The sequence below is a fragment of the Bordetella sp. 15P40C-2 genome (assembly GCF_009763235.1).
Taxonomy (GTDB): Bacteria; Pseudomonadota; Gammaproteobacteria; order Burkholderiales; family Burkholderiaceae_B; genus Bordetella_A.
This window is the reverse complement of the sequence record NZ_WSJA01000042.1, coordinates 275,365-287,526: the sequence shown is the minus strand read 5'-3', so window position 1 is coordinate 287,526 and position 12,162 is coordinate 275,365. Positions and strand designations below refer to the sequence as shown.

Annotated in this window: 11 protein-coding genes; 8 read left to right on the top strand and 3 right to left on the bottom strand. The window is 60.1% G+C overall.

Translation table 11 applies throughout. From position 1 onward, the window contains the following. The first annotated feature begins 109 nt into the window (after positions 1-109). Together GOQ25_RS17460 and GOQ25_RS17455 are read left to right on the top strand one after the other, a co-directional pair. A complete protein-coding gene (locus GOQ25_RS17460; protein ID WP_160351744.1) occupies positions 110-808 on the top strand; it encodes a pirin family protein in 699 nt (232 codons plus the stop codon). Between the two features lie 134 nt (positions 809-942). Then, positions 943-1,827, top strand: coding sequence for a pirin family protein (locus GOQ25_RS17455; protein WP_160351743.1), 885 nt, complete (start codon positions 943-945; stop codon positions 1,825-1,827). Between the two features lie 111 nt (positions 1,828-1,938). Here the strand turns inward: GOQ25_RS17455 and GOQ25_RS17450 are convergent, their stop codons facing one another. From GOQ25_RS17450 to GOQ25_RS17440, 3 genes are all read right to left on the bottom strand, one after another. Continuing rightward, positions 1,939-2,718 (bottom strand): ABC transporter ATP-binding protein, encoded by a 780-nt coding sequence (locus GOQ25_RS17450; RefSeq protein ID WP_160351742.1) that lies wholly within the window; start codon positions 2,716-2,718, stop codon positions 1,939-1,941. Between the two features lie 3 nt (positions 2,719-2,721). Next, positions 2,722-4,392 carry an iron ABC transporter permease gene (locus GOQ25_RS17445; RefSeq protein WP_160351741.1) on the bottom strand — a complete coding sequence of 557 codons (1,671 nt, stop codon included), beginning with the start codon at positions 4,390-4,392 and terminating at the stop codon, positions 2,722-2,724. A gap of 106 nt (positions 4,393-4,498) precedes the next feature. After that, positions 4,499-5,539: a Fe(3+) ABC transporter substrate-binding protein gene (locus tag GOQ25_RS17440; protein ID WP_160351740.1), complete on the bottom strand. Its 1,041-nt coding sequence runs from the start codon at positions 5,537-5,539 to the stop codon at positions 4,499-4,501. 347 nt (positions 5,540-5,886) lie between these two features. On the opposite strand from GOQ25_RS17440, the gene GOQ25_RS17435 reads away from it, so the two are divergent. The 6 genes from GOQ25_RS17435 to GOQ25_RS17410 all read left to right on the top strand — a co-directional run bounded on the left by GOQ25_RS17435 (position 5,887) and on the right by GOQ25_RS17410 (position 12,145). Next, complete coding sequence (locus GOQ25_RS17435; RefSeq protein ID WP_160351779.1) at positions 5,887-6,663, top strand: ferredoxin--NADP reductase; 777 nt, start codon at positions 5,887-5,889, stop codon at positions 6,661-6,663. 377 nt (positions 6,664-7,040) lie between these two features. Beyond that, on the top strand, positions 7,041-7,430 hold the full coding sequence (locus tag GOQ25_RS17430; RefSeq protein ID WP_160351739.1) for a Rid family detoxifying hydrolase: 390 nt from the start codon (positions 7,041-7,043) through the stop codon (positions 7,428-7,430). Between the two features lie 17 nt (positions 7,431-7,447). Then, entirely contained in the window at positions 7,448-9,604 is a 2,157-nt protein-coding gene (recG, locus tag GOQ25_RS17425) for an ATP-dependent DNA helicase RecG (protein ID WP_160351738.1), read from the top strand. Positions 9,605-9,692: 88 nt separating this feature from the next. Beyond that, entirely contained in the window at positions 9,693-10,640 is a 948-nt protein-coding gene (locus GOQ25_RS17420; RefSeq protein ID WP_160351737.1) for a LysR substrate-binding domain-containing protein, read from the top strand. 104 nt (positions 10,641-10,744) lie between these two features. Beyond that, entirely contained in the window at positions 10,745-11,236 is a 492-nt protein-coding gene (locus GOQ25_RS17415; RefSeq protein WP_160351736.1) for a Dps family protein, read from the top strand. A gap of 120 nt (positions 11,237-11,356) precedes the next feature. Next, a complete protein-coding gene (locus tag GOQ25_RS17410; protein ID WP_160351735.1) occupies positions 11,357-12,145 on the top strand; it encodes an SDR family oxidoreductase in 789 nt (262 codons plus the stop codon). Positions 12,146-12,162: the final 17 nt, after the last annotated feature.

Here is a 12,162-nt window from a genome sequence, read left to right as displayed (position 1 = left end):
AATGAGTTTATCAAAACGCCTTTATCACGGCCCTCCGGTTGAGAAGCACAATGTGTTTGTCTCATTACTGGCTGAGCCCGACCATTCAAACTACCGAAAGGAGATCATCATGCTGACTCTGCGCCGCAGCGAAGAACGCGGCCATGCCAATCATGGCTGGCTCGATAGCTATCACACCTTCTCGTTTGCCAACTACTATGATCCGGCGCATATGGGATTTGGCCCGCTGCGCGTGATCAATGATGATCGTATTGCCGCGGGACGTGGTTTTGGCACGCATGGACATCGCGATATGGAGATCATCACCTATGTGCTGGACGGTGCCATTGCACACAAAGACAGCATGGGCAACGGATCGACGATCCGTCCAGGCAATGTCCAGCGGATGAGTGCGGGCCGCGGCGTGATGCACTCCGAATTCAATCCGCTCGCGGATCAAAACACGCATCTGTTGCAGATCTGGATTGAACCGAATGTCGTGGGCATTACCCCGGAATACGAGGAAAAGCAGGTTCCGGAAGCCGACAAGCGTGGTCGCCTGCGCCAAGTGGCGTCGCCAGATGGCGCGGAGGATTCAATGCGCATCCATCAGGACGCACGGTTGTATGTGGGGTTGTTCGACGGCGATGAAAACGCGCAACTGCCCTTGGCGGTGGGTCGGCGTGCATGGGTCCATGTGGCGCGTGGTGAAGTGCGCGTCAATGGCGAATGGCTGACCGCCGGGGACGCGATCGCGTTGACCGACGAGGCCAATGTCCAACTGTCAGAGGGCCGTCAAGCCGAGGTCCTGGTATTCGATCTGCCGTAAGCCCCGCAATTTCATGCCTCGGATGCTCGGGCGTCCGAGGCATAGGGGCGGCAGTGACGTTATGGGTGATGCATAACGAACATAACCGCCCGCGAATGCCGTACAACGCTATTCATACACTTAAGGAGGCCCTCATGTCCCCGATCGAAACTCTCGTCGTGCCGCGTACCAGTGATCTGGGCGACGGCGTCAAAGTCCGCCGCGCACTACCTTCGGCGCAACGCCGCATGGTTGGCCCCTTCGTCTTCCTGGACGAGATGGGCCCCGTGTCCTTTGCGCCCGGACTAGGCATGGATGTGCGTCCTCACCCGCACATCGGCTTATCGACGGTGACCTATCTTTATGAGGGTGCGATGATGCATCGTGATAGCGCCGGGCACGTGCAAAAGATACGTCCTGGTGAAATCAACTGGATGACCGCTGGACGCGGTATCGTGCATAGCGAACGCAGCCCCAACATCGCGCGGCGCGACGGCCAACGTCTGGCCGGTCTGCAAATGTGGGTGGGTTTGCCAAATCGCCACGAGGAAACGAACCCGGGCTTTGTCCACTACGGCCTAGACGCACAGCCCATCGTCGAAGGCGAGGGCGTGCGCGCACAGGTCGCGGCCGGCTCCCTGTTCGGCAAAACCTCGTCGGTGCAAACGCTATCGCCTCTTTTTCTGGGCGACATTCAGATGCGAGCCGGCAGCACGTTCGAGCTGGCGGCTGAATATGAAGAACGCGCCGCCTATCTCAGCCGGGGTAGCGTCGAAGTCGATGGCCAGGTCTATGCTCCCGGACAACTCATCGTTTTCGCAGCCGGCGTACCTGTCACGATACGCGCCGTCGATGATGTCAGGTTGGCGGTGCTGGGCGGCGAACCGCTAGATGGCCCCCGCTTTGTCTGGTGGAACTTTGTCTCCAGCAGCAAGGATCGCATCGAGCAGGCCAAGGCGGACTGGGAACGTAATCGGTTCGATCAAACGGTGCCGGGCGACGAAACGGAATACATTCCCTTGCCTGCGCCTCGCGGTTGAGCCACGCGGCTTTCTGCCATGGCACTGTCGCGCAGCGGCGTCTTGAACGCTCCTGCGTTAATCACGCCGCAGCAGCGTGAGGCGCTTTATGCCGCTGCCACGCCGTCTATGTCAGCGACCTCGCGCGTAAGCTTGCTCGCGCTGCTCAACCAACGCCTCGCGCCGGATAAAGTCGCGCACGAAATCGTTGACCGGATGATGATGCAGGTTATAGGGCGTGTCCCACTGCACCATATGGCCTTTATTCATCACCCCGATCCGGTCGGCGATGGCGAAGGCTTCCGCCTGATTGTGGGTCACCAGGATCGCCGTATGCCCCGTTGAAATCAAGATCTCCCGGACTTCAAACGCCAGGCGCTCGCGCGTGTCCACATCCAGGTTGGAAAATGGCTCATCCAGCAACAACAGATCCGGCGAGGGCGCGAGCGCGCGCGCTAACGCGACACGCTGTTGCTGCCCGCCAGACATCTCGTGCGGATAGCTATCGGCGGCCGCCTCCAGTCCGACCAGCGCGAGCATCTCCCGCACACGCTCGGCACGCTCGGCCTTCTTCATCAATTTACGCAAGCCAAACGCAACATTCTGAGCGGCCGTCAGATGCGGGAATAACGCATAGTCCTGAAACATCATGCCTACCCGGCGATGTTCCGGTGCCACCTGCACGTCCGGCGACGAAATAATGTTGCCGTCCAAGGCGATATGCCCGCCACGCACTGGCTCAAAACCCGCGATGGCGCGCAATATGGTCGTCTTGCCACAGCCGGACTGTCCCAGCAAACAACCGATGTGGCCGGAGGGCAGCGTCAACGACAGCTCATCGACCACGGCTTTCGGTCCGCGCGGCGTGTCATAGGCCAGATGGATGCGATCGAGTTCAAGCAGATCGGCCAAGATTCAATGTCCTATTTTCAGATTGGTGCGTGCCAGCAGGATCACGGGTATCAGCCCCGCCACGACGATGGCCAGCGCGGCTACGGCGCCTTCTTCATAAGTGCCGCGTGCCGCTTCCGCATACAGCCACGTCGCCAGCGTCTCGAAATTCAGCGGTCGCAGCAACAGTGTCGCCGGCAACTCCTTCATGGTGTCGACGAACACGAGCAGCGCAGCCGTCGCTAGCGCCGGCCGCAGCAAGGGGAGATGAACACGGCGCAGCGTGCCACCAGCGGTTTCGCCGAGCATTCGAGACGCCTGTTCCAACGAGGGTGGGATACGTGAAAGTCCCGCTTCGATACCGCCCACCGAAATCGCTAGAAAACGCAGGGTGTACGCGCCTACCAGAGCGCCCACGGAGCCCATGATCAGCAAGCCTTGCATGCCCAGCAGCGCGCCCAGTTGCCGGTCGAGCCAGGTCAATGGAATCAGCAAACCAATGGCCAGGACCGTGCCTGGGACCGCATAGCCCAGGCTCGCAATGCGCGCGCAAGCGCGACCTGGATTCATGCGAGCACTTTCGCGCAGCGTGCGTCCGGCCCACGCAACGATTAGCCCGCACACGAGCGTGACCAGCGTTGCTATCAAGGCCACCGTGACAGTATTTCTTAGTCCGTTGATCAGCTGGTCGGATACGCTGCCCACGAGATGCAGCCGCTTGGTGGTCTCAACCACCAAGTACCAGGCCGGTGCCACAAACCCGATCAGCACTGGAATCCAGCCCAGCACAACCGCCACGGCAGCCGCCGTACCGCGCAGCTGCTTCGGCTGCATCGGCCGCATGCGTTGCGCGTTGGCATAGCGTTGGCGTTTACGCCCATGGCGTTCCAACAGGATGAGCGCCACCACGATAGCCAGCATGGTCAAAGCGATCTGCGCGGCGCTGGCGAGATCCGAACGGGTCACCCATGTCGTATAAACCGACACGGTCAGCGTTTGCACGCCTAGAAATTCCGACGCGCCGATATCATTCAGCGTCTCCAACAGGGCCAGACTCGCTCCCACGGCGATGGCCGGCCGAGCCAGCGGCAGCGCGACCCGGAAAAACACGCCGACCTTACCCGCGCCCAGCGTACGCGCGGCCTCCAGCAAGCTCGCGGCCTGCGTCATGAACATCACGCGCGTACTCAGATACACATAGGGGTACAGTACGAACCCCAGTACGAAAATCGCCCCATAAATCGAGCGCAAATCCGGCAGACGAAACTGCCGTGGGCTGTCATAGCCGAGTAGCTCTCGTATCGCTGTCTGGATAGGGCCAATTGGATGCAGCAGATCCAGATACGCGAACGCGATGATATAGGTCGGTACCGCTAGCGGCAGCAGCAGAGCCCAGGTCAGAATCCCCCGCGTGGGAAACTGATAGGCCGTCACCAGCCATGCCGCGCCCGTGCCCAGCAGCGTGACCAGCACACCCACACCGGCCAGCAGCATCGCGGTATTGGCCAGCGCTTGCGGCAACACATACCGTGCTAAATGTTCCCAGTGAGACAGATCGGCGTCGAGGGCCTGCCAGGCTAACGCGCCCAAAGGCGCTAATACCGCGATCGCGATCAGGACCGCGCCCAGCAGCCAACCGGCCCCGCGTTCGGGGCCGCGCAGTCGCCAGGGGCGAGGCAGAGATTCAGTGTGCATACATCAAGAATCAAGCCGCCCGGACGGGCGGCTTGGGATAGACGGGGGACGGAAATCCGGCCAAACCTCGCATGATGCCCGATACGGGCCGTCACCTCAACAACGATCAGTTATCAAAGCCCACCTTGTCCACCAGTTCGCTGGCTTGCTTGCGATATTTCGCGATCTCAGCGACGGGCAGCGAGTCAATCTTGAGTTCGCCAAAGCTGGCCACCACCGGATCGAGCTTGACGCCCTTGCGGATGGGGTATTCGTAATTCGCCTGGGCATATAGCGTCTGCGCAGGCTCCGACACCAGGAACTCCAGCAGCTTGACCGCGTTTTCCTTCTGCGGAGCATGGGCGGCCACGGCGGCGCCGCTGATATTCACGTGGGTGCCGTCTCCGCCGTTCTTGAACGTCGGGCGTACCACCTTGATCGCATCGCCCCATTTACGTGCGTCCGTGCCGGGCTGGGCGTTCTTCATATGGCCCACATAATAGGCATTGGCGATCCCGATATCGCAGATCCCGCCCAGGATATCGCGCGCCACGTCACGGTCGCCACCGGCTGCCTTGCGAGCCAGATTGGCCTTGACGCCACGCAGCCATTGTTCGGTCGCCTCGGCGCCGTCGTGAGCAATCATGGCAGCGACCAGGCCGGTGTTATAGGGATGCTGCCCCGAACGGATGCAGACTTTGTTCTTCCACTGGGTGTCGGCTAGGTCCTCATAATGGAAGGAGTCGAGTTTTACATCATTGGCCACATACAGCACGCGGTCGCGTAGCGACAGCGCGTACCATTGGCCATCCGAGCCGCGCAGGTTGGCGGGAATCACCTCGTTCAGCGTCTCGGATTGAATAGGTTGCGTAATGCCGCCATCCACCAGATCGATCAGATTGCCGATATCCACCGTCATCAGCACGTCAGCCGGCGACTGCGCGCCCTCGGCTTTGACCCGCTCGAGCAGACCATCTTTGACGAAAACCGTGTTGACCTTGATACCGGTTTCCTTGGTAAAGGCGTCCAACATCGGTTGAATCAACTTCGGTTCACGCGTCGTGTAGAGACTGACTTCCTCGGCGGCGCCAGCGGGCGCAGCCAGCACAGCGCCTGCCAAGGCAAGCGCGCCTGTCAGAGAGGAAAGGGTAAAGCGTCGGTTCCACATAGTGTCAGGTTCCGTGACAGTATCTAAAGGGGACGGGATCTTTGCATGTCGTGCGTAGCGAGGAGGATGCCAGCGCCATCGACAACAGCCGCCACTTGTTAACGAAAACTATTATCATCAAGCAGGAGCGACGATAACAGGAACCTGTCAGCTTCACAACTTGCATCAATGCCCCGGCTCGTCAATCACCCATTGAGTTATAAGGGCATTACAGATTAATGAGATAAGTTATCAACTCACCTTGGTAAAATCAGGAAAAACCCTGAGCCCGCTGCGCCGACATGTCTTTGGTCGCCACGCGCGGAAACCCACTCGGCGCACCTGTTGCGTTGCATTTTCTCGACGATATGGCAGCTTTTAACACCGAACGCGTACTGAGCGTGCGTCACTGGAACGACACGCTTTTCTCCTTTACGACGACACGCGACGCCGCCCTGCGTTTCCACAATGGCCACTTTGTGATGATCGGCCTGGAAGTCGAGGGCAAGCCCTTGATGCGCGCCTACAGTATCGCCAGCGCAAACTACGAGGAAAACCTGGAGTTCCTGAGCATCAAGGTTCAGGACGGCCCGCTCACCTCGCGCCTACAGCATCTGAAAGAGGGCGACACCATTCTCGTCAGCCGCAAGCCGGTTGGCACCCTGGTGGTCGATGATTTAAAGCCGGGCAAAAATTTGTTCCTTTTCGGCACGGGTACCGGGCTTGCCCCGTTCATGAGCATCATCAAAGACCCCGCTGTCTACGAGCGTTTTGAAAAGGTCGTGCTCGTGCACGGCGTGCGCTGGGTCAGCGAACTGGCTTACGCCGACTACATTGAAAACGAGCTGCCGAACAACGAGTTCTTCGGCGACATCGTGCGCGACAAGCTGATCTACTACCCGACCGTCACCCGCGAGCCGTTCCGCAACCAAGGCCGTATCACTCAGCTCATCGAGAACGGCAAGCTATGCGCCGACATCGGCCTGCCCCCCCTCAATCCGGAAACGGATCGGGCCATGCTCTGCGGCAGCCCGCACATGTTGGCTGACATCAGCGCCATGTTGAATGACCGTGGTTTCGTGGTCTCGCCCGGCGTGGGCGAGCCGGGTGACTATGTTGTCGAACGCGCGTTCGTCGAAAAATAAACTGTGAGCCGGCGGAGCACGACTGCCGTGCTTCGTCATCGCGCGCTCGGTAGATTTGATCGAGCGCTGCTCCCCCACGCCAGCCATCAAAGACACCGCAGGCGCATTCCCCGAATTCGCACAAGCCTGCGCCCCCAACGTGCCGACGTCCGTCACAAATCTCTTCCAGATTTGCATGGCGCGCTGAATAAATATTCCCATCCTGTCGCGCGCGGGCAAGAAAAAGACCATCATGACCGTAATCGCACCGGGCCCATTCCCCGTGCGCGTCCTAGTGTCACGCCTGTCGCACGTAGTTATACGAGCTTCCCCGTCTATCTGTTGCCGTTTAAACTTCGATCATCCAGCGTTCTCAACAACAATCAAGGAATCCGCCAATGAGCAAACAAATCATTCATACCGATGCCGCACCGGCCGCTGTGGGCCCTTATTCCCAGGCCGTCGCCGTGCAGGGTGGCAAGACCGTTTATCTGTCTGGCCAAATCGGCCTCGAACCGGGCACGGGCGACCTCGCTTCCGAGAACTTTGACGCGCAAGTCCGCCAGGCCTTCGCCAATATGACCGCCGTGATCGAAGCCGCGGGCGGTACGCTGAACAACATCGTGAAGCTCACGCTGTTCCTCACCGATCTGAGCAAATTCACCGCGGCCAACGCCATCATGTCGGAGCTGATTCCTCAACCGTATCCGGCACGTTCCACGATCGGCGTGGCTAGCTTGCCCAAGGACGCGCAGTTCGAGGTCGAAGCCATCCTCGTCCTGCCCTAATTTCATAGGATCCATTCATGCCACTATCCGCCGCCACCCGTGATCGTACTGGAGCGATACGTCGTTCCAGTACGGCGTCGGCCAAGGCGGGCAGTGAGCAGCACCGTGATCCGCCGCGTAGCAAACCGGGTGGCGGTAAATCGTTGACCGAGGTGCAACGCAAACTGCATAGCTTGGGCCTGATCACGCCTAACGACTGCATTCTGCATCTGCCGTTACGCTATGAAGACGAGACGCGGGTCGTGCCTATCGGCGCGCTGCGACCCGGCGCGCCGGCGCAAGTCGAAGGCGAGATCCTGCGTAGCGAGGTGCTATACCGCCCGCGCCGCCAGCTCACGGCGGTGATGGCGGATGATTCCGGCGAGCTGCAGCTGCGTTGGTTGAATTTTTATCCTAGTCAGCAAAAGCAACTCGCTCCTGGGCGTCGCCTGCGTGCCCGGGGCGAAGTGCGTGGCGGTCTGTTTGGCCGCGAGATGGTGCATCCTCGCATGAGCAGCGCCGACGCCGCGCTACCCGAGGCGCTGACACCCGTGTATCCCAGCACGGAAGGGCTCAGCCAGATCTCTTTGCGTAAAGCGATCGCGCATGCCTTGGATCACGCCGATTTACACGACACGCTGCCCGCCGAGGCGTTGCAGCGTTATGACTTGATGTCGTTCGAGCCGGCCATACGCTTTTTGCACGCGCCTCCTCCCGGGGTATCCGAAGCGGACCTGTTAGAACGTGCGCATCCCGCGTGGCGTCGTATTAAATTCGATGAGCTCTTGGCGCAGCAGTTATCGCTTGCCGCAGCGCGCGCGGCAAGAAGGAGAGTTCGCGCCGTACCCTTGCCGTCAGATGGCGCCGAGACTTCTGATTTGGTGGCGAGACTCTATGCCGCGTTGCCATTTTCCTTAACCGGAGCGCAACAGCGTGTCGTTGCGGAGATCTCGCGCGATCTCGCGCAGCCCTATCCCATGCACCGGTTGTTGCAGGGTGACGTAGGCAGCGGCAAGACCGTTGTGGCTGCCGTGGCCGCCGCGCAGGCGATTGCATGCGGCGCCCAGGTAGCGTTAATGGCGCCCACCGAGATATTGGCCGAGCAACATTTCCACAAACTGCTCGGTTGGCTGCAACCGTTAGGGGTCACGGTCGCTTGGTTAAGCGGCAGCCAGAGCGCGCGCGGGCGCCGCGAATCTATCGCGGGCGCTGCGGACGGCAGTATTCAGTTATTGGTGGGCACGCAAGCCTTGATTCAGGACCATGTCGAATTCAAGCAGCTCGGCCTATCCATTGTCGACGAACAGCATCGGTTTGGTGTAGGCCAGCGCCTGGCACTGAACCGCAAAGGCGAGGCGGCCGACGCCGCGATGATCCCGCATCAGCTCAATATGAGCGCCACGCCCATACCACGCACGCTGGCGATGACATTCTTCGCCGATCTCGACGTTTCGGTGATCGATGAGCTACCGCCGGGTCGCACGCCCGTCGTGACCAAGCTCGTGTCAGATAATCGTCGCGACGAAGTCCTGCTGCATATCGCAAGCGCGGTGCGGCAGGGCAGGCAGGCTTATTGGGTGTGTCCGCTCGTCGAGGAAAGCGAGGCCTTGCAACTGCAAACCGCTGTCGATACCTACGAGCTCATGCGCGCGGAGCTTCCGGATATCCGCATCGGCTTGGTGCATGGCCGACTGCCTCAAACCGAAAAAGCCGCCGTGATGCAGGCATTTCGCGATGGCGAAGTCGATTTACTGGTCGCCACGACCGTGATCGAAGTCGGTGTCGACGTGCCCAACGCATCGCTCATGGTGATCGAACATGCAGAGCGATTTGGCCTCGCCCAGCTGCATCAACTGCGCGGCCGCGTCGGGCGAGGCAGCGCCGAATCGGTATGCGTATTGCTTTATCAGACGCCGCTTTCGCAGATCGCTCGCGAACGGCTACGCGCCATGTTCGAAACCAACGACGGATTCGAAATCGCGCGGCGGGACCTCGAACAGCGTGGTCCCGGCGAATTCCTTGGTACTCGTCAATCGGGTACCGCATTGTTGCGCTTTGCCGATCTGGAAAGCGACGTAGGCATCGCCGAAGACGCGCGCGATGCCGCCGTTTGGCTTAGAGCCGAACACCCCGAAGCCGTAGAAGCGCATCTGGCTCGCTGGATGCGTGGACGGGAAGACTTTCTGCGCACTTAAAGGGTGGCGGTCATGGTCTCCGTGATCAGTCACGTTCCCACATATTATTTTTGCCGTTAGTGGCGACTTTTCTTAGGTAAGACTCTCCATGACTCTGACCGAACTTAAATACATCGTCGCCGTTGCGCGCGAACGCCATTTCGGCCGCGCCGCAGAAGCTTGTTTTGTTAGTCAACCCACGCTGTCCGTCGCCATTCGCAAACTCGAGGACGAGCTGGGCGTCACCTTGTTTGAACGCGGTGGCTCCGAAGTCGGCGTCACCGCGATAGGCCAGCGCATCGTTACCCAAGCGCAGAAAGTTCTTGAGGAAAGCGCCAGCATCAAGGAAATCGCGCGCCAGGGCCACGATCCTCTGGCCGGCCCGTTGCGGGTGGGAGTTATTCATACCATTGGCCCGTACCTGCTGCCTCGACTGGTGCCAACGCAGATTGCGCGCACACCCCAGATGCCGCTGCTACTGCAGGAAAATTTCACGCTGCGTCTGGTCGAGCTGCTACGCCAAGGCGAGATCGATTGCGCGATCATGGCCTTGCCTCTGCCCGAGGCCGGGCTGGTCACCCAACCGCTTTACGACGAACCTTTCATTGTCGCGGTGCCAAAAGATCACCCCTGGGCAGAGCGCGAATCGATCAGTTCCGAGGACCTGAAGCAGCAGACCATGTTGCTGCTGGGCACAGGCCATTGCTTTCGCGATCAGGTGCTTGAGGTCTGTCCGGAGTTGTCGCGTTTCTCCGCCGCGAGCGACGGTATCCAGCGCACTTTCGAAGGCTCGTCGCTGGAGACCATTCGCCACATGGTGGCGGCGGGAATCGGGGTTACCGTCCTGCCCCAAACTGCTATCCCAGAAGTGCCTTCAGACAAAGGCCTGATCCGCTATGTGCCATTTTCGGGCCGTCCGCCCGAGCGCCGTGTGGTACTGGCCTGGCGCCGCAGTTTTCCCCGACTGGCCGCGATTGAAGCCCTCGCCAAAGCAGTCTACGAATGTCAATTGCCGGGCGTGACGATGCTCGACCACGAGGTCGCGACAGAGCACTGATTTGGTGCGCGCGAGAGGGCGTATCCACCCGACGCAACTCGGCTGAATACGCCCCTTAACAGTGGTATTCTTGTCTTATGTTCAACGTGGATAAGGAGCACTACATGTCGAAGTCGTCTAACTCGGGTCTACACATCAGCATTGGCATCTCGGATTCGGACCGCGAGGCGATCGCGGCCGAGCTCTCCAAGGTGCTGGCGGATTCCTACACGCTCTACCTGATGACGCACAACTTCCACTGGAACGTCACGGGTCCGATGTTCAGCACGCTGCATCAAATGTTCATGACGCAGTACTCGGAAGAGTGGGCGGCACTTGATGACATCGCCGAACGTATTCGCGCGTTGGGCGTGCACGCACCGGGCACCTATCGCGAGTTTTCCAAGCTGTCCTCTATCTCCGAACCGCAGGACGTTCCGGACGCCATGGAAATGATCCGTCTGCTCGTCAAGGGCAACGAGGCCGTGTCGAAAACCGCTCGCGCTGCCTTCGAGAAGGCCGATGGCGCCAACGATCAGCCGACCGCAGACCTGTTGACGCAACGTATGGACATCCATGAAAAGAACGCCTGGATGCTGCGCAGCTTGCTCCAGTAATCGTCTCGGTATTATCGACCTGACACGCTGAAGCGGCGCCAGCGAAGTGCTCGCGCCGCCAAAGTTTCACCGGCTTCCTTGCGAGGAGGCCGGTGTTGTTTCTATTGAGCCATAATCCATATGCCGCGTCCGCCCATCTCCGACTCCGTTCCCGCCTGTGTGTTGATTACCGGCGCCACTGGTGGCATTGGTGGCGCTTTGGCATGGGAATATGCACGCGCGGGTAGCACCACGTTGATTCTGCAGGGCCGCAACAAAGATAGGCTCGACGAGCTGGCCAGTGAACTAGGCGACGTCGGCGTGCGTGTGATTACACAGGCGCTCGACGTGCGCGATGAGTCCGCGCTCCGCGCATGGTTGACCGAGATGAGCGAGACCGAGGCACCCGACCTTGTCATCGCGAACGCGGGCGTCAACATCAATGTTGGTGCCGATCAGCAAGGCGAACGTTGGGAAGACATGCATCGTCTGTTCGATGTCAACGTCAAAGCCACCATGGCTACCCTCCATGCCTGCTTGCCCGCCATGCAAGCGCGTCGCGGTGGGCAGATAGCGTTGTTAAGCTCCTTAGCCGCCTGGCGCGGGTTGCCCGAAACGCCGAGCTATAGCGCCAGCAAGGCCGCCGTCAAGGTTTACGGCGAGGCCATGCGTGACCTGGTGGCGGGGCAGGGCGTGCGCATCAATGTGATCATGCCGGGCTACGTGGAATCGCAGATGTGCTTCGACATGCCGGGACCAAAGCCATTCCTCTGGCGCGCCGATCGTGCGGCGCGCGTCATTCGCCAAGGTCTCGCGCGTAATCGTGCGCGGATAAGTTTTCCGTTTCCGTTGAACCTGGGGTGTTTCTTGTTGGCGGTGATTCACCCTTCAGTGTCGGGCTGGATATTGCGACGCTTGGGCTACCGATAACCCAGACCAGCTTAGCG